We start from the raw sequence: 26,834 nt of genomic DNA on the forward strand, positions 1-26,834 counted from the left end.
TCCTAACAGAATTTGGTTTGCATTGCTAGCTCTACCATGACAAGCATCGCACGATACGCTTCAAGAATATCTTTTGCTTCAAATTTTACGATAGTTGTTCCTTCTATTATTTCACAGCCAGGCATAAGTGCTGCCCACTCAGCTTGTCCGTAGTTTGTAAATTCAATTTTTAATATTGGGTGCTCGGGAGGTGTCAGTGGTGGAATATGATTTCTTTTTTTAATAGCCTCTGCTACTTTTTCTTTAAGAAGGGCTTGTGATTTTTGAGGATGTAATGTTTTTACAGCAGACCTAGATATAGACTGCTTTACAGCAGCTGTTACAATGCCAGGTATAAGAGCTTCTGCCTCTCGACAAGCTCCGTCATCTCCAGCAACCATAATGACAGGAACTCCGTAATAGCCAGCCACGTATGCATTAAGTCCAAGCTCGCCTATCTCTACGTCATTGATGTACATATTACGAACTCCAAAAATCATGGAATGGCTCATAACCCCAGGTTGTCCTGCTCTAGAATGATATCCCGCAAATACTGCTCCTATGTAACTTTCGTCTAAAGACTGTACCATCGAATAAGGCTTAAGGTCTCCTGTTATTAAAGAGGCTTCTGGATGTAATTCCTCCACTAAAAGATTATTCATTTTTGAATGGCTGTCATTAACTAGGACCTCGTTAACTCCTGTAGATAGTGCCCCTTCTATAATTGCATTGGCTTCTTGCGTCATGATGCGTCTTGCTCTTTCATAGTTATGCTTGTTCGACTCCACAAATGTGTAATCCGGCAGACCTGTTATGCCTTCCATATCAACCGAAAGAAATAGCTTCAATACATTCTCCCCCAAATTCTAACTCTATTTTTCTATTAGTAAGACCAACTTTATCAAAATTTACGGAAAATTACAATATCTCGTTTTTGCTACATGTTTAGTATATTAAAAAAAAATTAATAAATTCATTTCTTCCTTTACCGAGAAAATAAAAAAGCAAATGCACCTTTTATAAAGGGCATTTGCAATATTCGATAAAGATAGACAAAACTTGGTTAAGTCGACGCTATAGTTCAAAAATTAACGAAATCTAGAGAAAAATCCACGATGGGATCCACCTGAAAACTGATTGTTAACAGGGTAAGCATTTTGTGCTTCAGGTACTACCACTGTTTCATTCGATTCTGTAACGTAATATTGCGGAACATTTACGATATGCTCTCTATTAACATTTACAATTGGTTGAATGACTGGCTGAACTCTTGGTATGAAAGAATCACAAACGCGATATTGCGGTGGGCAAATAATTGGCTCAGCTGCTGGTAGCTGTCTATTGCACCCACATTGTTGGCCCCAACTCATATTCTTCCCGCATGAATGGCACATATGATGATTACTCATATTTTTCACCTCCTCTTGCACTTATAGTAATAAATGCAAGAAATCATAAGAGGAATAGACAAACACCTCAATCACCAAAAAAAAAAGAATAATTTTATGTAAGCCATTATGCAAGATAAAACCAAGACAGACTTGATCCTTATTTAATATTCCTTAGCTATGGGCAGCTTATGAATAGCTTCATTTGATACGGACCATACTTTAAGAGACACTATCGCAAACATAATCGAATCGGCCCCTACAATTCGGTCTGGTCATGCTAGTACTCATTAAAATTATTACCAAATAATGTTTAATATGGATAATATCTGTTTATCAAATTAATACTCATAGATTTTATCGTATAAAATACCTAAAAAAAGCGTTTAAGTTGATTGAAAAATGGTTATTCTGGGCATATGGGTTGATTAAACAACTTTATCTTAGTATAGTAATAGACTTAACTTAGTTGATTTTAAAAGGAGGAAACATGAAGAATATTTCAAAAGTATTTTATATCACGATCGGCCTTATTATTATAGCGGTCGGTTATGGAGCACTAGCTCCGGAAAGTTTTGAGGCGCTTACTACACGAGGTAAGTCGTTTGTTTCAACATCATTTGGTTGGTATTACATGCTACTCATGTCAGTGATGTTGTTAGTTAGTATATTTTTTATCTTCAGTCCGTACGGGAAGATACGATTAGGTAAGGATACTGATCGACCAGATTTCAGTTTAATTTCCTGGTTAGCCATGCTATTCTCAGCAGGAATGGGAATCGGTCTTGTCTTTTATGGTGCCGCTGAACCTCTATCTCACTTCGCAACTAGTCCTGCTACTGAAGAACCTAATACGGATGCTGCATTTAAAGAAGGATTACGACAATCCTTTTTTCATTGGGGATTACACGTTTGGGCAATGTATGGAGTAATTGCTTTAACACTTGCTTACTTCCAGTTCCGTAAAGGGGAACCGGGGTTAATTTCGGCAACACTGAAGCCAATCTTCGGCAAAAAAATGGAAGGTCCTTGGGGTGTCCTTGTCGATGTGCTAGCTGTCTTTGCAACAGCATTTGGAGTTGCTACTTCCCTTGGCTTCGGCGCTGTTCAAATTAACGCAGGTCTTAACTACTTATTCGGTTTTGAAATAGGTATCTTTTCACAATTTATCATTATTTCTGTGGTTACTGTCTTATTTGTGGCCTCTGCATGGTCAGGGTTGAGTAAAGGTATTAAGTATCTTTCAAATCTAAACTTAATACTTGCTCTTGCCCTTTTACTTTTTGTAATTGTTCTAGGACCAACTTTACTCATTCTAAATATGTTCACGGATTCATTTGGTGGTTATTTAGCAAATATTATTCAAATGAGCTTTAGAACGGCTCCATTAAGTTCTACCAATAGAGATTGGTTGGATATGTGGACGATCTTTTACTGGGCTTGGTGGATATCCTGGGCTCCATTTGTGAGCATGTTCATCGCTCGAGTTTCTAAAGGTAGAACCATTCGCGAGTTTATGATTGGAGTATTACTAGTACCTACTCTTTTGGGTGCAATTTGGTTCTCATCTTTCGGAACAACAGCTATTGATATACAAAAAAGAGGCGTGGCAGATTTAGCAAGCCTTTCAACGGAGCTAACTATTTTCGAGATGTTTAATACCATGCCATTCTCTTTTATTATTTCTTTGGTAGCAATTTTGTTAATAGCATCGTTCTTTATTACGTCAGCGGACTCTGCAACATTTGTTCTCGGTATGCAGTCTACTAATGGGTCACTTACCCCACCTAATAGTGTCAAGCTTACGTGGGGAGTAATCCAGTCGACCATTGCGCTTATATTACTATCGGTCAATGGGCTCACTGCTTTACAAAACACTATCATCATTGCAGCTCTACCGTTCTCTTTTATTATGATACTCATGGTCATATCATTATTTAAATCATTAAACGGTGAAACTAAGTTAAAAAAGAAAAGATAAACAAAAATGCCAGGGAAAACCCCTTGGCATTTTTGTTTTAATATTTTTCATTGGGATATTATGAGATAATATACAAAGATCTGGTGAAAGTGTGGTTTCTTTATGATAAGTACAATAGGCAGGACAGTCAACCAAGAGGTCATTATGGATTTTCCTTTAGAATATATACAAACAAACGAACTGGAATGGTATTGGGTGGATATTGGTGAACCGACAAAAGAAGAGGAACAACTTTTAAGCTCCTTCTTTCACTTCCATCCACTTGCTATCGAGGATTGTTTGCAAATGTTGCAACGTCCTAAGTTAGATCACTATGGTGATTATGAATTTTTTGTTTTACATGCCTTTAATGAGAAAGAAATGGAGGCTGAGGAGCTCAACCTTTTTGTCGGAAAGGATTTTGTTGTAAGTTTCCACTTTCCCCCTATGCAAGAGTTACAAGAAGCTAGAGAGAGAATTAGAAGTAACCCTAGAAATTGGGATCGTGGCAACATCCTCATTACGTACAATATCGTGGATAAAGTAGTAGACACCTACTTCCCAATTGTTTACCACATCGAGGATTATTTGAATGAGGTAGACGAAAGGCTATCGATGGACATGGATCATTTGTCTATGGATCAAGTATTTGACCTACGAAGTGACTTATTGCGTTTACGAAGAACTATCATTCCTATGCGAGACTTGCTATACCGAGTGATGTACTCCGAGCGTATTAACTTAAACCAGAGTGAGCGTGCATATTTTGATGACATTTATGATCATCTTCTGAAGTTAACCGAGATGGTAGAAGCTAATCGAGAGTTAACTGCAGATATAAGGGACAGCTATGATTCAATCAATGCTAGCCGAATGAATCGTATTATGATGATACTGACCACGGTTTCTACCGTCTTTATCCCGTTAACGTTTATCGTTGGAGTGTACGGCATGAATTTTATTAATATGCCTGAGTTAGAGTGGAAGTATGGCTACTTTATTGTCGTTGGTTTAATGGTAGTAATTGCTACTGGGATGATTGCTTGGTTCAAGTATAAGGGCTGGTTTAATTTGTTTAGAAGTTAAAATTTACTTAGGGGGATAATATGATTGAGATTAAAGGAACACATAATAATGCATTAGTTTTTACAGATACAATAGAAGAAACTGCAAAATCTCAGGTAGAACAGCTTTGTAGTCTTCCATTTCTTCAGGACACCAAAATTAGAATGATGCCAGATTTACATGCTGGAAAAGGCTGTACGGTAGGCACTACTATGACGATTACTGATAAAGTAGTCCCTAATTTTGTAGGAGTCGATTTAGGATGCGGAATGATTTGTGCAAAGCTAGATACTAGAAAAGAAGATGTGGATTTTGCCAAGCTTGATAAGACAATCAAGAAAAATGTACCAAGCGGAACTCGTATTCGCCAAAAAGAACATCGTAATACAATAGAAATACCTTTCGAAGAAGTAGCTGCTCCTATTAATGAACAGCGCGCAAGGTTAAGCCTAGGTTCACTAGGAGGGGGAAACCACTTTATAGAACTGAATGAAGGGGAAGATGGCAGTATCTATCTAGTCATTCACTCTGGAAGTAGAAACTTAGGAAAACAAATTGCAGAGCATTATCAGCAAGTAGCAGCCGATACTTTAGGTAACAGCGTATCAAGAGATCTTGCATATGTAGAAGGAGACAATATGAAGGATTATTTATATGATCTTTCCATTGCCCAAAAGTACGCCGCATTTAATCGTAAGACAATGGTTGATGTTATTTGTAGAGGAATGAACTGGAGTGTTCAATCAGAGTTTGATACCATTCATAATTATATTGACTTAGATAACATGATTTTACGCAAGGGAGCAATATCGGCTCAAGCTGATGAAATCGTAATTATACCAATGAATATGCGTGATGGCTCACTTATCTGTCGCGGAAAAGGAAATCCTGAATGGAATTATTCAGGCCCTCATGGAGCTGGCCGTTTAATGAGCCGTTCTCAAGCAAGAAAACAAGTAGCGTTAGAGGACTTTCAAGCTTCAATGGAAGGAATTTGGAGTACTTCCGTAGTGTCTGCCACAGTAGATGAATCTCCTTTTGCCTACAAGGCTATGGAGGATATACTTGCTCATATTCATGACACGGTTGATGTATTAGAGGTTATTAAGCCCATCTATAATTATAAAGCACACTAATATAAAGGAGGCTCATCATATTTTCTTATGATGAGCCTCCTTCTTATATCTCCATTTAAATCAGGACTGATTAGCTGTCCAGTAATAAAATAAAGCTGTAAAAGTTAGTTTTTCTACATATGATAGGCCTTCTGCAAATGAAACGTGAACATTCATCCCTTGCAGCTCAAAGGCCGGGTGTGTAGCATACGGAAACATACCAAAGCGATAGGTTGCTAATCTTTTACCGTTCAAATCATTTACGTCTATATCACCGTATACACTCTTTGCTTCCATCTGATGTGTTTTTTCCCGATTTGGGTCAAATACTAGTGCTCTATTTTTTACTGAAAAAACTGGAAGTACTACAGTTGAAAGGTGTACCTGTTTATGATCAAACACTTGTATCTCCATAAATTTAAATTTGTTTGCAATAGTAAACTTGCTAACCACTTGACCATCCATTGTTATAACATCATAAGTTACTGGAAATATCATTCCTTTTCGAATAAGTGGAAATGCATTTAGCCTTCTTATGACCGGCTGTTCCACTGTAGGACTGATGCTATAAAGCCTTTCACCAGTGGGGGATACTAAAAAGCTCCTCGGAATAATCGAGACATCACTTTGGAAATTTAACTCCTTTAATGTAAATTCAGATGGAGTTTGTTCTGTAACTGTGCTCTGCTCCACTGGTAGCTTGTTCGCTGCTTGTTGGAACAAGAAAGTCAAACTAAAGAAAATGAGAAGCGTCCATCCTACAGATATATGTAATTCCCAATCCGTTAATAAAGTGTCCCTAAAGCCCAAAATTGCTGCTATGTAAACTATTAAAACAGTAATAGAGGCTATTTTAGCATATTTGGCTGTCCGTTCATAAATATGTTTCATCTACATCCCCCCTACCCCTTTTACGAAAACCTTCAGGAAATAGTTTCATAAAAAAATCCCTCCTAAAGATTTCTCTTTTGGAGGGTCTTCTTTTAATGCTCTAATGCTCGCTTAAACAGTTTTCGTAAAAATTGCCACAAAATATAGAGGCCAAACGCTAGAAATAATACCACTAAAATGGTCTCTACTGCGTGTGGTAGATTAAATGGGTTTAAGAAGATTTGAAGCGTAACTAGCAAATAGATGAGTCCGGCGATTCCAGCAATAACTACAATACCCATTATTGCAATCTGCATATAACTAAGTTGCTTCATTTGATGACGGTGTATAAATAATTCTAAAATGATGACCAAAAGGATAACCATAATTGTAATTGTCATCTCATGGAGATAGATAGAATTTATTAAATAGATGCCAAGAAATAAAATCATTAAGTACTTATAATTCTCATCTATTAGCTTTAACATACAGTCACCTCGGTTTTTAATATTTCATCGCTAGACGTTGTTTACGGTGGGCCCTTCTTGCTGGTCCAGTTTCATACAGACGTTTTTCATCCTCATTTTCTGGATGAATACCCGGGACTGGAACTGGTTTCCCCTCTTCATCTACTGCAACCATTGTCAGGAATGATTCGGTTGTAAGTTTTTCTTCTCCTGTCAGTAAATTCATGGAAGTTACGCGAACGTATACCTCCATTGAACTGCGTCCCGTTGAGGATACAATTGCATCTAATTCAATTACATCTCCAACTTTTGCTGAAGATAAAAAGTCTACGGAATCAATAGAAGCAGTCACGACAGCTCCTTTTGCATGTTTCATCGCAGTGATGGCTGCGATTTCATCTATAAACGCTAAAACCTTGCCACCAAATATAGTTTCATGATGATTAGTATCTGGAGGTAAGATTAAATGGGTTTGAATTGTTCTTGATTGACTCATTGGATTAGTATTCACGAAAATCTCTCCTTGATGTTTAACTTCGATGTATAGATCTTTCTTATATTCTTACTTACTTAGTATAGCATTCCTTCTTTAATTTGAGTTGGAAGAAGATGCGAAACTTGTCGCTGCAATAGATGAAATCATCATAGCCTGCTGAGCCTGCAAAAGTAATTCAAGGGAGGTAGTCATTGATATTGCGGTAGTTTCACGTATGTCCCTAGAAGGATTCAAAGTCAGTCCAAGAGCAATAGGTAGTGCTGATTCCTTGTACCAGGTAAAAAGCTTCATATTAGTCAATGCTCTGTATGTCTCTACTATATCCATTAGCTGATTCTCGTTTAATTTAAGAGCAGCCATAAAACCAATAAGTGGATATTGCGAAATAGAGAATTTTATCTTCACACTTTTAAAACCATCCCTAATAACCACTACCCTTGGTACTGTTTCCTTATCATACCCTGGATTTGTATAAGTAAGCACTTGAGATAACCACTGGAGCTCATTTCCTGCATAAAATTTATGATTCTTTAACTCCTCATAGTATTTATTCATGGTCGCTGCCCTCGTTGTAATATCCCCTTCCAGCTTACCTAAAAAGATGGCAAATGGATAATCATCACTATTAGTTAAGAAACGATGATGGACCTTCATCGCTGACATAAGCTCCATAGCTCTACTGATTTCAAAATCCCACTTATCTGATTCATCCGACATCATTAGAGCAGCAACGTATGTGTAATCATTCATCTTAAACGATTTTTTCTTCAATTCCTCTACCTTCAGTAACAACTGATCGATTGCTTCTTCCGGTTCTTGGCCACTTACATCCAAAACGGAAGTAAATAATGGTTGTAGGTGGGAACGCAAGGGAGAGAACACACTTACTCTGTTCTTCAGAATCTCTTTTATCTTGTTAAAGCGAACTGAATCCACATCTTTTTCTAGGGACGTATAATAGCCAGCAAGGGACAGTGTTACTCTTTTATCTACTGACCATCCTAAAATCTCTTTGAGCTTATTATAATTATGCTCTACTTTTTGTATTTTCATCATTTTACCCACTCCTTTACTTTTTTACTGCTTAAAACCCATGAAAGTTTCACTAATTTGTTATACTAATACCACAAAGAAAAGTAGGTGTTAAATGATGCGTATAAATAAATTTTTAAGCGAGGCTGGCATAGTATCTAGACGTGGTGCAGACAAATGGATAGCAGAGGGCAAGGTTACCATTAATGGGGCAGTTGCTGAACTAGGAAGTAAAGTAGAGACTGGCGATGATGTACGTGTAGATGGAAAGCCGGTAACTGTGGAGCAGCCTTTAGTATACCTTGCTTTAAATAAGCCAGTAGGTATAACTAGCACAACAGAGCGTAATATTAAAGGAAATATCGTGGACTTTGTTAATCACCCACTCCGCATCTTCCATATTGGTCGCTTAGACAAAGATTCTGATGGCTTAATATTACTAACAAACGATGGGGATATTGTGAATGAAATTCTTCGGGCAGAAAACAAGCATGAAAAAGAATATATTGTAACTGTCAATGAGAAAATAACAGACACTTTTATTGAAAAAATGTCGTCTGGAGTTAACATTCTTGATACAACTACTTTACCATGTAAAGTAAAAAAAATAGGACCAAAAACATTTAATATTATTTTAACTCAAGGCTTAAATCGCCAAATACGTAGGATGTGTTCTGCCTTAGGATTTACAGTTAAGAGATTACAACGAGTTCGTATTATGAACATTTCCATTGATGGTCTTGCTATTGGTGAATGGCGCGATTTAACTGAGCAAGAAAGAAAAGAACTATTTATGGAATTAGATTATCATCCAAAACGATAATAAAAGAAGCAGTCCCCATTTTAAATGCGGACTGCTTCTTTTATTATCTAGTTTCCAGCCACACGTTTCTCTAATGGTTGGAATAATTTCTTTTTATCTACATCTGGTCGAAGGGATTCTAGCTGTTCTAAAGCAATCTTAGCACCATAGTCCATTCCTTGACATCCACCTAACAGAACAAGATCGCCTTCAGACACCTCACTCAAGCCAAAGCTAATGGCCTCTGGTAGTTCTTCATATAAATGAACCGTAATGCCTGCTTCGTCCATTACTTCTTTAAATACTTGTAACTCTTGTTCAGACACAACATCTTTCTTAGTAACGTGGGATTTACTAATGGTAGCAGTGATCTCATGAATACCTAATCTTGGTGCCCATTTAGCGATAGCTTCTGCATTTTCTCTATTGACGGTTACCCCTCTATCTCCACGAATTGCATATACAAGGGACAAGCGGTTAAAATCCATTTTTTCTAAAGTTCCAAGTGTAATATCTATGTTCCCACTATTTGCAAAGTGGTCATCTATAATTTTAAAATCTTCCTCAAAGATGATTTCAAAACGTCTTTCTACCCCTACAAATTCGGAGAGGCTTTTTTGGATGGTCTCCACTGGAACACCACATAACAAGCCGGCTACAATACTAACCATGGAATTGTAAACGGAGTGGTAACCCGGTGTAGAAAGCTCAATTGAAAATTGTTGCTTGGGTATGATCATATCATTTGTAACTAAATCACGTTGAATAACTAGATTGAATTTTGCTCTTCCTGTTGATAAATCCAATTCTTCACATATTACATCTGCCGATTGGTCTTCTACACCAATAGTAATAACTGTAGCCTTTGTTTTGTTAATTAGAGAGGCAGAATAAGCATCATCTAAATTCAGAATCGCTACCTTGTCTGCTCCAGCGTCTCGTATAAGACTAGATTTATGTTCAAAATATTTTTCAAAGGATGAATGTAAGTCGATATGTTCTCGACTTATATTGTTTAACGTCACAATGTCAAAATCGACACAGCCTACACGTTTTAACTCTAAAGCAGAGGATGAAACCTCCATAGTAGCGTGAGTCACACCTTCATCGACCATCTTAGCGTAAAATCGCTGTAGATCCAGCGATTCTGGTGTTGTCAGTTCAGAAGGCTCTGCATAATCACCAATTTTAACTACGACAGTTCCCATTAGACCTGTTTTAAGACCATGATTCTCTAAAATTGCATTAGTCATAAAGGAGGTTGATGTCTTTCCATTAGTTGCCGTAATACCTATCGTTTTAAGCTTATGGGTTGGATGATCATAGTAAGCAGCAGCAAGTGCAGCTAGAGCTTTACGTGCATCCCCAACTTTATATTGTGGAACCTCTAAAGCATCTATAAACTCCTCTACCACAAGTGCTACAGCACCATTTTCCACTGCTTGTCCAGCAAACTTATGTCCGTCCGCTTTAAAGCCTTTTATACAAACAAATACTTGGCCCTTCTCCACCTTCTGTGAATTATAAGCAAGTCCTGTAATATTCATATTTTTAGCATTTTTGACGTCAATTATAGATAGTTGATTCATCAAATTTGTTAGTTCCATCAAAACAGCCACCTTTATATGTAAAATCTTCTCAGTTAAGTTTACATCAATTCAAATAAGAAGGAAACTAAAAGGAAATACAAAAACTATTTCCTTAATAGTCCTTCAATTGAGTCTATTCCATCATTTCTCTTGTTAAAAAGTCAGGCCGTTCCTGGAAAGAATGGCGACATAAAATATATGCTTTTCGTGAGAAGAAAGTAATCAATTTTTCACTTACAACGAGACATCTTTCGTCTAGGCATCTCGCCCTTAATCTGTCTACCTTCGCCTCAAATGAAAAAACGTGATATCCTAACGATTTCACGTTTCTCATTATTTGAGGCTAGTTGCGTTATTCCGCCTCGTTATAGTGTTCCATGCAAAAAGCAAGAACTACAGACTCTTCATTTTCTTCTAATCCGTAGTCTAATACTTTTCCATTACTGCGATCAAGAATGTGATATTGAACAATTTTTGACCCCGTATCTAAAACAGCTAAAATAACTCTTAAATCTAAAGAGCTTGCCTCTTCAAATAACTCGTCATCCTCTGGAACTTCAAAGCCTAATAAAAATTCATATCGATCCCCAGCAATTATTCCTGTTGGGTCCTTTATCTTTTCAACCTCATAAGATGTTATATTCACAAAGTCCACCTCCGTCTATAGTTTATCATTTTTACAGAGCTTTTTCTTATTTTGTTCGCTATAATAGAGAGATTATAAAAAGAAGGAGAGAGTCTCTCATGCTTAACCCTGAAAAAATAATATATATACTTGTACCTGTTTTTCTTCTCGTATTAGTATTCGGTGAAGGTCTAAATAATATCGTATATTCTATCCTATCTTTCCTCTTAGGCTTGTCGATGCTTTACCTTGCTTATTCCCTTTTACGTAAACAACGCGAGGAGCGAAAGCAACGCAAATAATATTTAAAGGCAGTACATTTGCTCCAACACTTTCATCATAGCAAAAGCACCCTTGGACTTATTAGAGCAGATAGCTAATTTAAGTTGTTGAGCAGGATAGTACGCCGAGTGAAAGCTAACTCCAGGGTCATATCCCATTACGTGGTACTTGCTAATATTGTTCCCGTCTTTCTTTATCCATACCCCATATCCATAGTAATCATCATCCTGTTCTTTTACGTATGGTTGGAGTAAGGCTGCCGTTGTTTGCTCTTCTAATAGTTTATTGTCTAGGAGGGCATCCCAAAAATGAAGCATATCCTGAGCCGTTGTAAAAGCTCCTCCATCCGACCCGCCTAGGACGGGTAGAGAATAAATATTAGTTTTCCATGATCCATCCTCATAGTCTATATAACCTATTGCCGTATTATTTGGTAAGGCATCCATCGGAAAATACCCTGAGTCCTTCATTCCCGCTTTCTCAAAAATATTTTTTTCTACATATCGTTGAAACGAAAGCCCTGTAGTTTCTTCTACGATTAAACCAAGTAAGATATAACCTGCGTTGTTGTAATGAAATTGTTCTCCTGGCGTAAATCTCATCTTACCATTCTGAAATAATGGTAAGAAGTCCTCTAACTTACGCATATGGTACATCGGCTTTTCAATCCAAAGCTCTTCAAAGTCATCCATCACTTCTTCATCAAAATAGTCTGGGACTCCAGAAGTATGTGTCAGTAAGTGATGAATAGTTATTGAATTATCAAAGTGAGGAAGAGTGATGGACGTACAATCCTTTAATTTTTGGTCATAAGCTAATTTCCCTGCCTCTACTAGCTGGCTAATGGCAACCGCTGTAAAAATTTTGCAACCAGATGCAATACCAAACCTGGTATCTATCGTGTTAAGTAGCAGATCGGAGCGGTTAGCATATCCAAAATTAGTCTCTACTAGCGAGGAATCCTTGTTTTTCAATAGAATACTTCCTGAAAACTGCGATTCTTTTTGAGCCACTTCTATTTGTTGATTGTTCATCTCTCCCATAACATTTCCCCCTGAAGATTATCTCTATTTTCTAAAAATCTTTACTACCTCGTTTACGATTAGTGGTAGTAAGCTAAGCCCAATAACAATTAACCAGTCCTCTAATTGTAGCGACTGTACACTAAACACATCTGCAATTGGTCCAATTGAAACAATGAGCACCTGCAATACAACACCTAACAAAATAGAATATATTAATAACTTATTTTTAAACAACCCCGCTTTAAACACTGACTGGTTCATAGATCGGAAATTTAAGGAATGAACTAGCTGAGAAAAGCTTAAAGTGATAAAGGCCATCGTCTGAGCATGTGTCAATACTTCCTCGGACACATTCTTTGTAACTCCCTCTAGCCCAATTAAAAAGGCAACTAAAGTTGCAATACCTATTAGTAGACCGTTTAGCAATAAGAAAGGAATCATTCCATGAAATAATTGTTCCTTTTTTGGTCTTGGCTTTTCCTTCATTACTCCCGGTTCCTCAGGATCCATCCCAAGAGCAAGAGCTGGGAAAGTATCGGTCACTAGGTTAATCCATAAAATGTGAATGGAACGTAAAGGAGTCGGCCATCCAGCAATGATTGCGAAAAATAATGCTATGATTTCTCCAAGATTACAAGACAAAAGGAAGATAATAGACTTTTTTATGTTTTTATAAATATTTCGACCTTCTTCAACTGCTTTTACAATGGAAGAAAAATTATCATCCGTAAGTACCATGTCTGAGGCACCTTTTGCTACATCCGTTCCGGTTATACCCATAGCAACTCCTATATCTGCCTCTTTTAAGGATGGTGCATCGTTCACTCCATCTCCTGTCATCGAAACCGTATTACCAGCGGCCTTCATAGCTTGGACAATTTTCACCTTGTGCTCAGGAGAAACACGAGCAAACACATTGATGTTTTGGCATGTCTTAACCAATTGTGCTTGGTCTAAGGAGTCTAATTCAACGCCCTCCATAACCTCCTCATCAGAAGAAGCAATTCCAAGATCCTTGGCAATAGCAAATGCGGTGTCCTTGTGATCTCCCGTTATCATTACCGTACGAATACCTGCACTTTTACATAGTGCAATAGAGTCTTTAACTTCTAATCTAGGAGGGTCAATCATTCCAACGAATCCAACGAAAATAAGGTCATTTTCAGCCTGCTCCAGCTCTATCTCTGCATCCACCTTATATGCCGCAGCTAACACTCGCAGTGCCTCGCTAGACATCGAGTGAGATGCATTTAAAATGATTACTTTATCCTCTTCCGTTAATGGTTTAACTTCTCCATTACTCCAAATTCTATTACATCGACCAAGTAATCGATCTATTGCCCCTTTGGTCATATAGTAATAGCCGTCTTCAGACTCGTGGATCGTCGTCATTAACTTTCGTTCCGAATCAAATGGAATCTCTGCGACTCTTTTTAACTCCGCTTCTAGGACATTTTTGTCAATCCCATGGCTCGCTCCTGCAGCGATTAATGCAATTTCAGTTGGATCACCTGTTTCAGCACCTCTCGTATAGGTAGCATCATTACATAAAACAAAAATTCTCATTAAACGTTCATGCCCAGTACTAGCCTTTTTTAGATTTGCTATTTCCTGAGTCTCTCCATTTAAGAAAAACTTTGTTACAGTCATTTTGTTTTGCGTAAGTGTGCCGGTCTTATCAGAACAGATTACATTTACGGATCCTAAAGCCTCAACCGCTGGGAGCTTACGAATGATTACATGTTGTTTAATCATTCTTTGTACACCAATTGCCAACACAATAGAGACTATAGCCGGCATACCTTCAGGAATAGCAGCAACTGCAAGACTGATCGCAATCATGAACATCTCTAGTAAATCTCTTCCTTGAAACATTCCGATTAAGAAAATCAGCAAAGAAATCCCCATTGCTGCAAAACCTAAATACTTACCTACTTGAGCAAGGCTTTTTTGTAATGGAGTTTGCTCATCCCCCGTATGTAGCATGCCTGCTATTTTACCAATTTGGGTGTTCATACCTGTTCCTACTGCTATGCCTGTTCCTCTACCAGCTGTGACTAGGGTGGACATGAATAACATATTTTTTTGATCACCTAGAGGAATTGTCTTTTCCTCTGTATTAAGCTTTACATGTGCATCCTTTTCAACGGGAACAGATTCTCCAGTTAAAGCTGCTTCCTCTACTTTGAGGTTGGCGGATTCAATTAACCTAATATCACATGGTATATACGATCCCGCACCTACCACAATAATGTCACCCGTTACTACCTCAATCGAATCTATCTCTTTAGATTGACCATCCCTTTTGACTACAGCCTTTGGAGTGGACATATTTTTTAGTGCTTCTAATGCTTCCTCTGCTTTTGACTCTTGAACGACACCTACAACTGCATTGATAATAACTACTATCCCAATAATAATTGCGTCTGCCACTTCTCCTACAAAAGCTGAAACCGCTGCAGCAACTATAAGTACATAAATAAGCACATTGTTAATTTGAGCAAATATTCTTTCAAACCATGATTTCTTTTTGGCAGCTGCCAGTCGATTAGGTCCATTTTTTTCTAATCTCTGCCGTGCTTCATCAGTGGTTAGACCTTCTTGTAGATTAACCTGTAACTCTGTTGCTATCTCTTCGGTCCTTTTGTTATACCACATAAGTTTTCATGCCTCCTTTTTATGTATATCTTTCCCCTAGAAAAAATTTTAATGTAAATAATTTTAAATATCAGTTGTACTTTATGGTCTAAAAAAGCGACATTCTAAAAAAAAGCGACTGTAACACTAGAAGTGTTACCTAGTCGCTCTCATCCTCTGATAACTCGCCTTTTTCATTAATTGCAACTCTTTTACCATTCGTAAAATGAATGTCTATTGGAGAGGTAACACTCATCTTTCTAGAGAAATACCATCTGCGTTGTGGAGGGACGAGTAATATAAATGTATCTTTTCTACCTATAAAGTTTAGCTCCTCAGGCTCGATCCGAACATGACCTGATACAGCAATACCTAGATTTTGAAGCTGTTCTCCTACCTGTTTTACAAAAGGAGTTGTTATACTTACCTCACTTATATTCAGTAAAGATTCAATACTGAAGTCACTCCATTTATCTACATGTCTTCTAGCGATAAACTCGATTACATTACCAGCCGGGTCCTCAAAATAGAATGCGTCTGCGTCAAACCGACTATAGTATATATCGTCTAACCCATCCTCTCTATTTAGCACAACTCTTTCCTTTGCCCAAAGTTTAGCAAGTGTGTATTGATTGCCTGGAATATTAATCGCAAAATGATACAACGAAGCAAGTTCTGTTTCTTGAAAAACAAGAGTAGACTCGCCAATTTCTACTTGAAAATAATGGTCATCTGCTGCTGTAACATTGAGCTCTAGCACATTCCCATAAAATCCTCGCAGCTCCTGTAACTTATTTGTATACATGGTTACTGTTTTAAACATACTCGCACCCCTTTTTATTTAACATCAATTACTTCAAATCGTTCACAGACTAACAATAAATCTTCTTCAAACTTCAACCCAACTTTGTCTAATTCATTTGTGAAAAAATTTATGTGGGTTTTTTTCCAGTAATTATAACTTCTGTCTCCTTCACCCTCTGCATGCGCAAATTCTTCAGAAATTCTATTCATCGGTTTAATGGTGACATCCTTTGTTTTTATAATACAAACTGGTTCATCCTTGGTATTTAAGATAATATTATACTCACCAACCTGTGGAAGTGGCTCATTTTCTTTTTCATATAGAATATGAGCGGAACAAGTAGCAGTTTTTATTCTGTTTACAACTAGTTGTGCCAAAGTGTCCGCATCTTCTCCAAATTGCCAAGCGGAGACCTTGGGCTCATACTCTTTGTCTTTCCAAAAACTGTTCCAGTATTCTCTAGCAGCTACATTCATATGGATTACCTCTTTTATTTAATATTTCGTTAATTTTAGTATAGAGAAGGATTTTTCAAAATACTATTGATATTTTCACTATTTCTTTCAAGGTTACCAGAACTAACTAGAAGTAATGGAGGATTTATAAGATATTAGTGTATACAGTAAGACAAGAAGAACAAACATACAGGCATGCAATCGTTAATAAAGCGATCAGGACATCCTACATAAGGGAGCTAATGAAATGACTAACAAATTATATTACGAAGATCCTTACCTAACTACTTTTACTGCCTCTATCATAAAAAAAGAACCGGAATATGTAATAATTTCAGAAACAGCTTTCTATCCTACTGGAGGCGGCCAACCATGTGATATTGGTAGTCTAAATGATATTTCCGTAGTAAACGTAGAGATTATAGATGGAGAAATAAGACATTTTCTAGCTGAGCCATTAGATTCTCAGTCCATAGAAGTGAAGGGGAGTATTAACTGGAGGAGACGTTTCGACCATATGCAGCAGCATGCTGGTCAGCACATCTTATCTGCAGCCTTTGCAGAGCTTTTCCAAATGCAAACAGTAAGCTTCCACCTTGGTAAAGAAACTGCAACAATTGATTTAGATACAACCGAAGTTACTGAGGAGCAATTGAAAAAAGTAGAAGAATTAGCTAATCAAATAATTCTTGAAAACCGCGCTATTGAAACAAAGTGGGTGACAGAAGATGAGCTTACTCAATACAAATTACGTAAATCAACTAGTATTAAGGAAGATATCCGATTAGTCATCATTCCTGATTTCGATTACAACGCTTGCGGCGGCACTCATCCATCTTCGACTGGACAAGTAGGTTCCATTAAAATCCTACAGACAGAGAAAGAAAAACGGCATATTCGAGTGGAATTTGTCTGCGGTAAAAGAGTGTTAACACAACTTGACCGTAAGCAAAATGTATTACTTAGCCTAATTAGCAAGCTGAGTTCACCGGAGGAAAAGCTAGTCGATACTGCAAATAACCTATTGCATACTAACAAAAATTTAGAAAAGCTATTAAATGAGCACAAACAGGAGCTTTTAAAGTTCGAAGCCAAGGAGTTATTAAAACAATCTATTAACGATATAGTAGGTGTTACTTTTGAAAATAGAACTATTCAGGATCTACAAAGGCTTGCTCGCTTCCTTGTAGAGGAATCCCCTTCCTCCCTATGTGTATTAGTTTCACACAATGAAGAAAAGCTTCAAATCGTAACTGCCCGTGGTACAAATAGAGAAGAGAGTATGAAAGCATTGCTTCTACAGCTACTTCCTCTAATTAATGGTAAGGGTGGAGGAAATGATACACTTGCCCAAGGTGGAGGCGAAGCAGCGCTCTCTAGTACAGAGCTCTTAAATAAGGCTTTAACTTACATTAAGTAGCCGTGCCATAAAAGCTCCTTCTACATATACTAACTTGACTAAGTAGAAGGAGGATATTATTTTGACGAATCAATTTAATTTTCCGGGTTTATTTCCCGGCGGATTTCCGGGAAGACCACCTGGTGGACCTGGAAGCACAGGAAGACCGCCAGGTGGGCCAGGTGGCTTTCCGGGTATACCAGGTTTTCCAGGATCACCGGGTTCGCCAGGTTTTCCAGGGTCTCCGGGTTTTCCGGGCTCGCCAGGGATGCCTGGATTTCCAAATAGACCGCCAGGTGGCGGGCAGACTCCAGGTACACCAGGTAGGCCTCCAGGACAAAATACACAAGGAGGGCCACCTACTAGCCCTCCGCCCTCGTTTATTCCTCAACAAAGACAGGATGTAGGCGTGTTTGCGGTTGACCCTGGCGCTATTAGAAATTGCTTGTTCCGGAACACTTATATTTGGTTAAATAACGGAAGAGGCTTTTGGATTTACCCAACCTATGTAGGTAGAAATTCAGTTTCTGGTTTTCGCTGGAATGGTTTTCGTTGGACCTTCTACGGTACAGACCTAGGAAGAATAACATCTTTTCAATGCTTTTAAAAAGCCGAGTCTTCTCGGCTTTTTCTTATTTCTCCAGTTTTCTCCCACTTTACAAAGTGTATAATGAGGATTAAAATAAAACTTAGCTAGTTAAATAATTTTCCAGACAAGGAGCTAGAAGATGACAAATCCACTTATTCATGAGCTTTTCCAAAAGACTCGTTATTTATCGTATGAGGTAAACAAAACGCTAAAGGGTTATAATCTTTATTCATCTCAATGGTCTGTCTTGAATTGCGTCTATCGACATAATGAAATGACACTGACTCAAATTTGGAAGTATTTAAATGTGGAAGCCCCTACGATCACTCGTACAGTCAATCGATTGGCTGTTTTAGGTTGGCTAGACATAAAGGCTGGAAAAGACCGTCGTGAAAAAATAGTAAGACTTTCAACCAAAGCGCTAGAAACCTTTCCTACTATTGAAAACTCTATGAATGTTTTCGAAAACGAAATGATTTCTGCCCTGTCTAAAGAAGACCAACAGCTTTTAATGGAGTTGTTAAAAAAAATTAATAAGGAGTAATGTTTTTTGACTAACAAGGAACCAATATGGACTAAACCTTTTATCAGTTTGTTCAGTACAAACTTCTCCATATTTATCATCTTCTATGGCTTAGTAACTGTTCTTCCTCTTTACGCTACCGATGTATTAGAGCGTTCGGATGAAGATGCCGGTTTACTAATGACCATTTTTTTAATTTCTGCAATTATTATGCGTCCGTTTACCGGTAAGCTTTTAGATTTAGCCGGTAAGAGAAAGATGCTATGGATCAGTTTATTTTTATACTTGATTTGCACAGTTATGTATTACTTCATAGAACCCTTTAGTATCTTGCTTATTTTGCGCTTTGTCCAAGGTATTTGGTTTAGTATCGCTACAACCGCCAGTGGCTCCCTTGCTGCAGACAATATTCCACCATCTAGACGTGGTGCAGGATTAGGATACTTTACTATGTCTACAAATTTAGCTGTAGTAGTAGGTCCCTTCATCGCTTTGACGATTGTTCAGTACTTCTCATATGATATTTTCTTTATAGCTATGAGTCTACTTTTATTAATTGGTGCTTTAACGGCATTATCCATTCCACCTGAGAAACAGCCAGCCGTGCCACCTGTCAGAGCAAAAATGACTTTAAACGATCTTTTTGAAAAGAAATCTTTACCAATCGCATTAATCGGGAGCTTAGTCGCTTTTTCATACGCAAGCATTCTATCTTATCTTTCTATATACTCCCAACAAAAAGATTTGTTGTATCTAACTAGTAGCTTCTTTGCAGTTTTTGCTATTGTGATGCTTGTAAGTAGACCATTTACCGGAAGAATTTTTGATGAAAAAGGACCAAGATACATAATAATACCGGGATTAGTCTTCTTTATGTTTGGACTTATTTTATTAGCATATATGGATAGTCCCTTTACATTCTTATTGTCTGGCGCTTTTATTGGTTTAGGATATGGAGCGATTGTGCCTAGCTTCCAAACACTAGCTATACAATCGACTACTCATGAGAGAAGTGGCTATGCAACAGCTACCTTCTTTACATTGTTCGATACTGGTATTGCTATAGGTTCTTTCATCCTCGGAATTGTTGCATCGAAACTTGGGTATCAAGGGCTTTACCTGCTATCTAGCGGTATTGTTGCCTTGACCTTGATTGTATTCTTAATGCAAATGAAGCGATTGAGAGCAAACCTTAATCGCTAAGCTTAATGCCTTTTGAGGGACAAACGCTTTGTTCCGAGTTAATCCGTTTATATTATAAAAAGCACAATGCAGAAGTCGACTGCATTGTGCTTTTTATTTAAATAGATGTATATAAACCCTATATTTGGTAAGACTTATGTGGACTTAAAAATGTAAAATTAGGAGGGACATAAGTGTATAAACATATTACAGTTACTTTAGTAATTACTAGCGTTTTATTGGCAGGGTGTAGCTTTTCTTCAGTTGATGCAGATAAAGGTGAGATGGTGGATGTTTCATTGATGAATTCAGAAGGTAAACAAGTAGGAACTGCAACGCTTTCAGAAACCTCCAAGGGTACCCATATTTTATTAAAAGCAGAGGGGTTAGCTCCTGGAATTAAGGCCATCCATTTTCATGAGAAGGCTAGCTGTGAAAAACCAACGTTTGAATCCGCCGGAGGTCATTTTAATCCTACTGGAAAAGAGCATGGATTTCAAAATCATAAGGGGTATCATGCCGGAGATCTACCCAATATTGAAATAGACAAGGATGGAACTGTTGAGTTAGAAACTATTTCACCTGCTGTAGTGTTAACTCAAGGGAAAAGTAATTCTTTGTTAGATGCTGATGGTAGTGCTATTGTTATTCATGAAAGTGCTGATGACTATAAAACCGATCCTGCAGGTAATTCTGGCAAAAGAATTGTATGCGGAGAAATTAAGAAATAAGTTGGAGTGTGAAACACGTGAGAAAAGTAGGCTGGTTTCTTCTTTTGTTAGTAGCCATTTTCTTCTCCAGACCTTTGTGGGAGGAATATACAACTGAATATGTTGATCTTTCTTTTCTTCAGCCTGTAGATGAATGGATAGAGTCTATGGAGGTTGGTCAGTATCTAAATGAAGCGAAGGCTTACTGGCAAGAGATGAAATCTAATCCTACTTCCTCCCCAACTAAAACGAACATTCCTCTTTCTGATGCAGGCATTGAGCTAGATCAGATTAAGATGGGTATGAAAAAAACCGAGATTGAAACGATATATGGAAAAGCTCAAAGAGTTAGTCTAAACGAATACGGGTTAGTTTGGCATACTCACCATGAAAACTATCAAAATTTCATGATGGTTTCTTATGATTCTCAAAATAAGGTAAATGCCATGTTCACTAATCAGCCCTCTAACTCCATGTTTTTAGGGATGACTATGGATAGTAATAGAGAGCAGGTGCTTGCTGCTTTAGGAGAACCTATCAAACGTTTAAAAAAGGGTAACATCGTCTATATACTCCCAGACTCGGGGGAATATGATTTGTTTTTGGTCAATAACAACTATGTTACTTTTTTTTATGATATACATGAGAGCAGTACTATTACAGCAATACAAATTGTAGAGGAATCCGTGGAAAAAAATCATAAAAAAACATTTGGTGAGCCTTCTGAGGAATTGAAAAAAGGATTTGAATATCAGCTTTTCGATTTAACAAATGCTGCTCGTGCGATTCGTGGTTTACCTATCCTTGCGTACGATGAATCAGTAAGTGACACCGCTCGGAAGCATAGTGAGGATATGGCTGTCCATAATTATTTTAGTCATGACAACTTACAGGGGCTAACTCCTTTTGACCGAATGGAGCAGGACGGTCTTAGCTTTACCTATGCTGGTGAAAATTTAGCATACGGACAAAGCAGCAGTATATTTGCCCATGAGGGATTGATGAACTCACTTGGTCATCGTAAAAATATTCTCAGTCCAAATTACAGGAACTTAGGAGTCGGAACTGCTTTTAATGATACTGCTACACCCTACTACACTGAAAACTTTTTTACACAGTAAAAAGCTATAGAGAGGATCACGACTAATGTCGGATCCTCTCTTCTAAATTTCACTTACTTTAAGTTAAATCCTTTACTTGCTAAGAAATCTCTCACATGGGGTCTGCGAGGACTTTCTAGGAAGTCTGCCATTTGCCTTGTCCAAGTAGATACTTTTTGGTTAGATCCACGACTCAAGTAATATTCCTTCATCGTTTCATCATACTCTTTGAGAAGCTCTCCGTATTTACCAGAATTATAATCATTTTCGTGGAGAATGGCCTCCACTGGTAGACGTGGCTTCACCTCATTTTGTTGGTCAGGCACACCTAGTGTAATTGCAAAGAGTGGAAATACCCCTTCTCTGGCAGATTAAACAAAGTACTAATTTCATCTAATGCATTTCTTACCCCACCTATGTAGCAGATGCCATAGCCTTTGTCTTCGGCAGCAATAACAAGATTTTGCGAGAACAGGGCTACGTCTACTGTTCCGACAATTACATTTTCAACCGTATCAATCGTTATTTCTTTTTCTTGAATTTTGCCAGCCGCTTGTAAGCGATTGAAGTCTGCACACATTAGAAGAGCTGCTCCTGCAGTAGCAAATTGAGTAGGGTTTTTGGATAGTCTACCTAGTTCTTCTTTTTTCTCCTCATCGGAAACCCATATCACGCTATAGGCTTGTACGAAGTGGGAGCTGGCAGCATGTTGAGCAGTTTCTATAAGCTCTACTACTTCTTCTCTCGGCAACTTATAGTCTTTATATTTTCTCACAGAAGCATGCGCTCGTAACAGTTCTTTAACCATTCGTATTCCTTCTTTCGTTGTTTTTTCTAAAGTAAGTATAGCTTAATTTATTTTAAGAATGAAACAAATCACACTCTAAGGAAACGGAATGGCTATTAAAGACGGCAAGTAACAAGCTATGGGCTCTGCAGTGTTTGTTGAGTCAATTACAAATAAGCACAGGAAGGGGATACCATTACTGTGCTTATTTCCATTATTCATAACTACTAAGCTGAGTGTTCTCGTCAGAGGTAAATGCCCGAGATCTTGTTAGGAATCGTTTGCCCTCTACTCCTTCTAAAGAAAACATTCCTCCTCTTCCCTCTACCACATCAATGATTAGCTGGGTATGCTTCCAGTATTCAAACTGATTCTTGTGCATGTAAAACGGAACATCCCCAATATGTCCTAAGAGGATATCCTGATCTCCGACAATTAGCTCCCCATTGGGATAGCACATAGGAGAGGACCCGTCACAGCACCCTCCTGATTGATGAAACATTAAGGGACCGTGCTTACTTTTCAATTGCTCGATTAGCTCTAGTGAAGCATCTGTTGCGATGACCCTTTCGACCATCTACATTCATCCTCTCTGTTGCTTAAAAGAATCCTAATTTATTTTCACTATAGCTCACTAATAGATTTTTGGTTTGTTGATAGTGACTGAGCATCATCAAATGATTTTCTCGGCCTATTCCAGACATTTTGTAGCCTCCGAAAGCAGCATGGGCCGGGTATTGATGATAACAATTTGTCCATACACGTCCTGCTTGAATAGCACGTCCAAAACGATATGCTGTATTCATATTGCGTGTCCATATTCCAGAACCTAAGCCGTATAACGTGTCATTAGCAATTTCCAGAGCTTCTTCTTTCGTCTTAAATGTGGTAACCGACACCACTGGACCAAAAATTTCTTCCTGGAATATACGCATTTTGTTATGACCCTTAAAGACTGTCGGCTTAATGTAATAGCCCTCTGCCAATTCACCTTCTAATGTATTCCGTTCGCCACCGATCAGGCACTCTGCTCCCTCTTGTTTTCCAATATCCAAGTAGGATAGAATTTTCTCCATTTGCTCTGTGGAAGCCTGTGCTCCCATCATTACATCAGGGTCTAAAGGATTTCCTATGTTAATAGACTCCACTCGAGCAATTACTCGTTCCATAAACTTATCATAAATAGACTCTTGAATAAGCACCCTTGAAGGACATGTACACACTTCTCCTTGATTTAAAGCGAACAATACAAAGCCCTCTATTGCTTTGTCTAAAAATGCATCATCTTCATCCATTATGTCCTCAAAGAAGATATTTGGTGATTTCCCACCAAGCTCTAGTGTTACTGGAATAAGGTTTTGAGAAGCATACTGCATGATTAAACGGCCAGTGGTAGTTTCTCCGGTAAAGGCAATTTTACTGATTCTAGGACTAGAGGCTAAAGGTTTACCAGCTTCTAAGCCAAATCCATTTACGATATTCACCACGCCAGCGGGAAGTAAATCCTCAATCAGCTCCATTAGTACTAATATAGAGGCTGGCGTTTGCTCTGCTGGTTTTAGCACGACACAGTTACCAGCTGCTAAGGCCGGGGCTAGCTTCCATACTGCCATTAGGATAGGGAAATTCCAAGGAATAATTTGTCCCACTACACCAAGAGGTTCATGGAAATGATATGCAACTGTATCATTGTCTATTTGGCTAAGTCGACCTTCTTGTGCTCTTATGGCACCAGCAAAATAACGAAAGTGATCAATAGCTAAAGGTAAATCAGCATTTAAAGTCTCTCGTACCGCTTTACCGTTATCCCAAGTCTCTGCAATAGCTAACATTTCTAAATTTTCTTCTAAACGGTTAGCAATTTTGTTCAAAATATTTGATCGCTCAGTTACCGATGTCAATCCCCAAGCTTCCTTTGCGGCATGAGCTGCATCTAAAGCCAATTCAATATCCTCCGATGTGGAACGAGCAACCATTGTAAATACCTTTCCTGTCACAGGAGTGACATTCTCAAAGTACTGCCCATTAACCGGTGGTGTCCACTCTCCGTTGATATAATTATCATACTTGTCCTTAAAGGAAACCTTTGCCCCTTCAGTATTAGGAAATGCATAAACCATCCCTATTCCTCCCCCACATTTTTTTGCGCATTTAAATAATATGCAAAAGAATAATTATGTATGCGCTTACAATTTTAATTACTTTCCATGAATTTGAATCTTATATCCCCCCTCTAATAATATCAATCTTACAATAATATTAACAGATTAAAATGAATATTCAAATTATATAATTTGATAAACTTATTTAAAGATGGGCTCTGTTATTTTCATAATTCCTCTATCAGCCACGTGCAATATTAAAGCCTTCATTATTCTTTTCAGAAAGGACTACATAAATTTAAATAGATAGATTAAAAATGATTATAACATTTTTTGGATAATTTTATTAATATATAGAAAACACTCTTTTAATTTTTTGAATTTTTTTATAAAATAGAAGAATGGCTATTTTTTAGAAAAGAGGAGATTAAATTGAGTGATATAGCGATTGAGCTGGCAAAAGTTAAAATACCTCACAGAAAAACCCCCAAAAAAGTTGTTGCTGGGCGCATGATCATGATAGCAATTGGAGCTATCCTGATGGCCGTCGGTCTAGAACTTTTCTTAGTTCCCAATCAAATTCTCGATGGTGGAGTAGTAGGAGTTTCTATCATTATTTCACATCTAACGGGAGTAAGATTAGGAGTTTTTATCTTCATACTAAACATTCCATTCTTTTTCTTAGGATACAAGCAAATCGGAAAAACCTTTGCACTATCCACTCTTTTTGGTATTACTATACTGTCACTCTGTACATCTTATTTACACCATATTGATGCTTTTACAAAGGATTTACTCCTATCAACTGTATTTGGAGGCATCGTTCTTGGCGTCGGAGTAGGATTAGTTATTCGTCATGGAGGTTCCTTGGATGGCTCTGAAATTTTAGCTATTCTTTTTAATAAAGCATTACCTTTTTCAGTTGGCGAGATTATTATGATAATAAATCTAGTCATATTCTCTGTTGCCGGTTTCGTCTTCACTTGGGAGCAAGCTATGTATTCCTTTTTAGCCTACTTTGTAGCATTTAAAACTATTGATATCGTTATTCAAGGTTTAGATGAATCTAAATCCGTCTTTATTATTAGTGAGAAAGTAGAGATTATTGGAGACACTGTCATGGACCGTCTTGGTCGGGGAGTAACATATCTTCATGGGGAAGGTGCCTATACAGGAGATAGTAAGAAGGTAATCTTTACAGTTGTTACTCGATTAGAGGAAGCCAAGCTAAAATCTATTGTGGAAGAAATAGATTCCCATGCCTTTTTAGCAGTAGGCAACATAGCCGAGGTACAAGGCGGCAGATTTAAGAAAAAAGACATTCATTAACAAGAAAAGCGCAACCGCCTATCTCTGCCCCGACAGGCAAATGGGGAAATGCGAGGAGGCAGTTCTTCAGCCACCGCAGTTTTTTCCCATTTGACCCTAGGGGCAAGGCGGTGCAGCTAGACATCGAGAAAAGCGCAACCGCCTATCTCTGCCCCGACAGGCAAATGGAGAAATGCGAGGAGGCAGTTCCTCAGCCACCGCAGTTTTTTCCCATTTGACCCCAAGGGGCAAGGCGGTGCAGCTAGACATCGAGAAAAGCACAACCGCCTATCTCTGCCCCGACAGGCAAATGGGGAAATGCGAGGAGGCAGTTCCTCAGCCACCGGAGCTTTTCTCCATTTGACCCCGAGGGGCAAGGCGGTGCAGCTAGACATCGAGAAAAGCGCAACCGCCTATCTCTGCCCCGACAGGCAAATGGAGAAAAACGAGGAGGCAGTTCCTCAGCCACCGGAGCTTTTCTCCATTTGACCCCGAGGGGCAAGGCGGTGCAGCTAGACATCGAGAAAAGCGCAACCGCCTAT

At 38.2% G+C, this 26,834-nt stretch carries 25 protein-coding genes and 1 pseudogene; 11 read left to right on the forward strand and 15 right to left on the reverse strand.

From position 1 onward, the window contains the following. Positions 1-2: 2 nt before the first annotated feature. Together HF876_RS07325 and HF876_RS07330 are read right to left on the reverse strand one after the other, a co-directional pair. Positions 3-827: a M55 family metallopeptidase gene (locus HF876_RS07325; RefSeq protein WP_169359410.1), complete on the reverse strand. Its 825-nt coding sequence runs from the start codon at positions 825-827 to the stop codon at positions 3-5. A 240-nt stretch (positions 828-1,067) separates the two neighbouring features. Next, on the reverse strand, positions 1,068-1,388 hold the full coding sequence (locus HF876_RS07330; RefSeq protein WP_169359337.1) for a hypothetical protein: 321 nt from the start codon (positions 1,386-1,388) through the stop codon (positions 1,068-1,070). 469 nt (positions 1,389-1,857) lie between these two features. Here HF876_RS07330 and HF876_RS07335 point away from each other — a divergent pair, with 469 nt between their 5' ends. From HF876_RS07335 to HF876_RS07345, 3 genes are all read left to right on the forward strand, one after another. Then, positions 1,858-3,348 carry a glycine betaine uptake BCCT transporter gene (locus HF876_RS07335; RefSeq protein ID WP_169359411.1) on the forward strand — a complete coding sequence of 497 codons (1,491 nt, stop codon included), beginning with the start codon at positions 1,858-1,860 and terminating at the stop codon, positions 3,346-3,348. Positions 3,349-3,450: 102 nt separating this feature from the next. Further along, positions 3,451-4,413 (forward strand): magnesium/cobalt transporter CorA, encoded by a 963-nt coding sequence (gene corA, locus HF876_RS07340; RefSeq protein ID WP_169359412.1) that lies wholly within the window; start codon positions 3,451-3,453, stop codon positions 4,411-4,413. 20 nt (positions 4,414-4,433) lie between these two features. Beyond that, a complete protein-coding gene (locus HF876_RS07345; RefSeq protein WP_169359413.1) occupies positions 4,434-5,528 on the forward strand; it encodes an RtcB family protein in 1,095 nt (364 codons plus the stop codon). Positions 5,529-5,588: 60 nt separating this feature from the next. On the opposite strand, the gene HF876_RS07350 is transcribed toward HF876_RS07345, so the two are convergent. From HF876_RS07350 to HF876_RS07365, 4 genes are all read right to left on the reverse strand, one after another. Further along, a complete protein-coding gene (locus HF876_RS07350) occupies positions 5,589-6,398 on the reverse strand; it encodes a hypothetical protein (protein ID WP_169359414.1) in 810 nt (269 codons plus the stop codon). Between the two features lie 92 nt (positions 6,399-6,490). Then, positions 6,491-6,865, reverse strand: coding sequence for a hypothetical protein (locus HF876_RS07355; protein ID WP_169359415.1), 375 nt, complete (start codon positions 6,863-6,865; stop codon positions 6,491-6,493). A 16-nt stretch (positions 6,866-6,881) separates the two neighbouring features. Then, entirely contained in the window at positions 6,882-7,340 is a 459-nt protein-coding gene (locus tag HF876_RS07360) for an acyl-CoA thioesterase (RefSeq protein WP_169359432.1), read from the reverse strand. Positions 7,341-7,433: 93 nt separating this feature from the next. Further along, positions 7,434-8,396, reverse strand: a complete 963-nt coding sequence (locus HF876_RS07365) for a DUF4003 family protein (protein WP_169359416.1) — start codon at positions 8,394-8,396, stop codon at positions 7,434-7,436. A gap of 94 nt (positions 8,397-8,490) precedes the next feature. Between HF876_RS07365 and rluF the strand changes: the two genes are divergently transcribed. Beyond that, on the forward strand, positions 8,491-9,195 hold the full coding sequence (gene rluF / locus HF876_RS07370; RefSeq protein ID WP_169359433.1) for a 23S rRNA pseudouridine(2604) synthase RluF: 705 nt from the start codon (positions 8,491-8,493) through the stop codon (positions 9,193-9,195). A gap of 47 nt (positions 9,196-9,242) precedes the next feature. Here the strand turns inward: rluF and HF876_RS07375 are convergent, their stop codons facing one another. From HF876_RS07375 to HF876_RS07400, 6 genes are all read right to left on the reverse strand, one after another. Continuing rightward, positions 9,243-10,781 (reverse strand): Mur ligase family protein, encoded by a 1,539-nt coding sequence (locus tag HF876_RS07375; RefSeq protein WP_240949693.1) that lies wholly within the window; start codon positions 10,779-10,781, stop codon positions 9,243-9,245. A 334-nt stretch (positions 10,782-11,115) separates the two neighbouring features. After that, complete coding sequence (locus HF876_RS07380) at positions 11,116-11,409, reverse strand: DUF6509 family protein (RefSeq protein ID WP_169359418.1); 294 nt, start codon at positions 11,407-11,409, stop codon at positions 11,116-11,118. 284 nt (positions 11,410-11,693) lie between these two features. Then, positions 11,694-12,713 (reverse strand): serine hydrolase domain-containing protein, encoded by a 1,020-nt coding sequence (locus HF876_RS07385; RefSeq protein WP_240949694.1) that lies wholly within the window; start codon positions 12,711-12,713, stop codon positions 11,694-11,696. A gap of 24 nt (positions 12,714-12,737) precedes the next feature. Next, a complete protein-coding gene (locus tag HF876_RS07390; RefSeq protein ID WP_169359419.1) occupies positions 12,738-15,353 on the reverse strand; it encodes a calcium-translocating P-type ATPase, PMCA-type in 2,616 nt (871 codons plus the stop codon). A gap of 139 nt (positions 15,354-15,492) precedes the next feature. Next, on the reverse strand, positions 15,493-16,155 hold the full coding sequence (locus tag HF876_RS07395) for a glyoxalase (RefSeq protein WP_169359420.1): 663 nt from the start codon (positions 16,153-16,155) through the stop codon (positions 15,493-15,495). Between the two features lie 14 nt (positions 16,156-16,169). Further along, positions 16,170-16,613 (reverse strand): ASCH domain-containing protein, encoded by a 444-nt coding sequence (locus HF876_RS07400; RefSeq protein WP_169359421.1) that lies wholly within the window; start codon positions 16,611-16,613, stop codon positions 16,170-16,172. A gap of 226 nt (positions 16,614-16,839) precedes the next feature. Here HF876_RS07400 and HF876_RS07405 point away from each other — a divergent pair, with 226 nt between their 5' ends. The 6 genes from HF876_RS07405 to HF876_RS07430 all read left to right on the forward strand — a co-directional run bounded on the left by HF876_RS07405 (position 16,840) and on the right by HF876_RS07430 (position 22,116). Continuing rightward, positions 16,840-18,012 carry an alanyl-tRNA editing protein gene (locus HF876_RS07405; protein WP_169359422.1) on the forward strand — a complete coding sequence of 391 codons (1,173 nt, stop codon included), beginning with the start codon at positions 16,840-16,842 and terminating at the stop codon, positions 18,010-18,012. A gap of 61 nt (positions 18,013-18,073) precedes the next feature. Further along, complete coding sequence (locus HF876_RS07410) at positions 18,074-18,598, forward strand: hypothetical protein (protein ID WP_169359423.1); 525 nt, start codon at positions 18,074-18,076, stop codon at positions 18,596-18,598. Positions 18,599-18,719: 121 nt separating this feature from the next. After that, positions 18,720-19,124 carry a MarR family winged helix-turn-helix transcriptional regulator gene (locus tag HF876_RS07415; protein WP_169359424.1) on the forward strand — a complete coding sequence of 135 codons (405 nt, stop codon included), beginning with the start codon at positions 18,720-18,722 and terminating at the stop codon, positions 19,122-19,124. A gap of 6 nt (positions 19,125-19,130) precedes the next feature. Further along, positions 19,131-20,306 (forward strand): MFS transporter, encoded by a 1,176-nt coding sequence (locus HF876_RS07420; RefSeq protein WP_169359425.1) that lies wholly within the window; start codon positions 19,131-19,133, stop codon positions 20,304-20,306. 173 nt (positions 20,307-20,479) lie between these two features. After that, complete coding sequence (locus tag HF876_RS07425) at positions 20,480-21,016, forward strand: superoxide dismutase family protein (RefSeq protein ID WP_251555631.1); 537 nt, start codon at positions 20,480-20,482, stop codon at positions 21,014-21,016. A 17-nt stretch (positions 21,017-21,033) separates the two neighbouring features. After that, positions 21,034-22,116 carry a CAP-associated domain-containing protein gene (locus HF876_RS07430; protein WP_169359426.1) on the forward strand — a complete coding sequence of 361 codons (1,083 nt, stop codon included), beginning with the start codon at positions 21,034-21,036 and terminating at the stop codon, positions 22,114-22,116. 53 nt (positions 22,117-22,169) lie between these two features. Here the strand turns inward: HF876_RS07430 and HF876_RS07435 are convergent. The 3 genes and pseudogenes from HF876_RS07435 to adh all read right to left on the reverse strand — a co-directional run bounded on the left by HF876_RS07435 (position 22,170) and on the right by adh (position 25,002). Continuing rightward, positions 22,170-22,903: pseudogene (locus HF876_RS07435) on the reverse strand (NADPH-dependent oxidoreductase). Between the two features lie 193 nt (positions 22,904-23,096). Further along, positions 23,097-23,459, reverse strand: a complete 363-nt coding sequence (locus HF876_RS07440; protein WP_169359427.1) for a DUF779 domain-containing protein — start codon at positions 23,457-23,459, stop codon at positions 23,097-23,099. A 22-nt stretch (positions 23,460-23,481) separates the two neighbouring features. Then, a complete protein-coding gene (adh, locus tag HF876_RS07445) occupies positions 23,482-25,002 on the reverse strand; it encodes an aldehyde dehydrogenase (protein WP_169359428.1) in 1,521 nt (506 codons plus the stop codon). A 492-nt stretch (positions 25,003-25,494) separates the two neighbouring features. Between adh and HF876_RS07450 the strand changes: the two genes are divergently transcribed. After that, a complete protein-coding gene (locus HF876_RS07450) occupies positions 25,495-26,313 on the forward strand; it encodes a YitT family protein (protein ID WP_169359436.1) in 819 nt (272 codons plus the stop codon). Positions 26,314-26,834: the final 521 nt, after the last annotated feature.

Source organism: Psychrobacillus sp. BL-248-WT-3, assembly GCF_012843435.1.
In the GTDB taxonomy this organism is placed as follows: Bacteria; Bacillota; Bacilli; order Bacillales_A; family Planococcaceae; genus Psychrobacillus.

Bases quoted from the DNA above. Each gene is read 5' to 3' on its own strand.
- HF876_RS07330 (WP_169359337.1), bottom strand. From the start codon at position 1,388: ATGAGTAATCATCATATGTGCCATTCATGCGGGAAGAATATGAGTTGG.
- HF876_RS07335 (WP_169359411.1), top strand. From the start codon at position 1,858: ATGAAGAATATTTCAAAAGTATTTTATATCACGATCGGCCTTATTATT.
- corA (WP_169359412.1), top strand. From the start codon at position 3,451: ATGATAAGTACAATAGGCAGGACAGTCAACCAAGAGGTCATTATGGAT.
- HF876_RS07345 (WP_169359413.1), top strand. From the start codon at position 4,434: ATGATTGAGATTAAAGGAACACATAATAATGCATTAGTTTTTACAGAT.
- HF876_RS07350 (WP_169359414.1), bottom strand. From the start codon at position 6,398: ATGAAACATATTTATGAACGGACAGCCAAATATGCTAAAATAGCCTCT.
- HF876_RS07355 (WP_169359415.1), bottom strand. From the start codon at position 6,865: ATGTTAAAGCTAATAGATGAGAATTATAAGTACTTAATGATTTTATTT.
- HF876_RS07360 (WP_169359432.1), bottom strand. From the start codon at position 7,340: ATGAGTCAATCAAGAACAATTCAAACCCATTTAATCTTACCTCCAGAT.
- HF876_RS07365 (WP_169359416.1), bottom strand. From the start codon at position 8,396: ATGATGAAAATACAAAAAGTAGAGCATAATTATAATAAGCTCAAAGAG.
- rluF (WP_169359433.1), top strand. From the start codon at position 8,491: ATGCGTATAAATAAATTTTTAAGCGAGGCTGGCATAGTATCTAGACGT.
- HF876_RS07375 (WP_240949693.1), bottom strand. From the start codon at position 10,781: ATGGAACTAACAAATTTGATGAATCAACTATCTATAATTGACGTCAAA.
- HF876_RS07385 (WP_240949694.1), bottom strand. From the start codon at position 12,713: ATGGGAGAGATGAACAATCAACAAATAGAAGTGGCTCAAAAAGAATCG.
- HF876_RS07390 (WP_169359419.1), bottom strand. From the start codon at position 15,353: ATGTGGTATAACAAAAGGACCGAAGAGATAGCAACAGAGTTACAGGTT.
- HF876_RS07395 (WP_169359420.1), bottom strand. From the start codon at position 16,155: ATGTTTAAAACAGTAACCATGTATACAAATAAGTTACAGGAGCTGCGA.
- HF876_RS07400 (WP_169359421.1), bottom strand. From the start codon at position 16,613: ATGAATGTAGCTGCTAGAGAATACTGGAACAGTTTTTGGAAAGACAAA.
- HF876_RS07405 (WP_169359422.1), top strand. From the start codon at position 16,840: ATGACTAACAAATTATATTACGAAGATCCTTACCTAACTACTTTTACT.
- HF876_RS07415 (WP_169359424.1), top strand. From the start codon at position 18,720: ATGACAAATCCACTTATTCATGAGCTTTTCCAAAAGACTCGTTATTTA.
- HF876_RS07440 (WP_169359427.1), bottom strand. From the start codon at position 23,459: ATGGTCGAAAGGGTCATCGCAACAGATGCTTCACTAGAGCTAATCGAG.
- adh (WP_169359428.1), bottom strand. From the start codon at position 25,002: ATGGTTTATGCATTTCCTAATACTGAAGGGGCAAAGGTTTCCTTTAAG.
- HF876_RS07450 (WP_169359436.1), top strand. From the start codon at position 25,495: ATGATCATGATAGCAATTGGAGCTATCCTGATGGCCGTCGGTCTAGAA.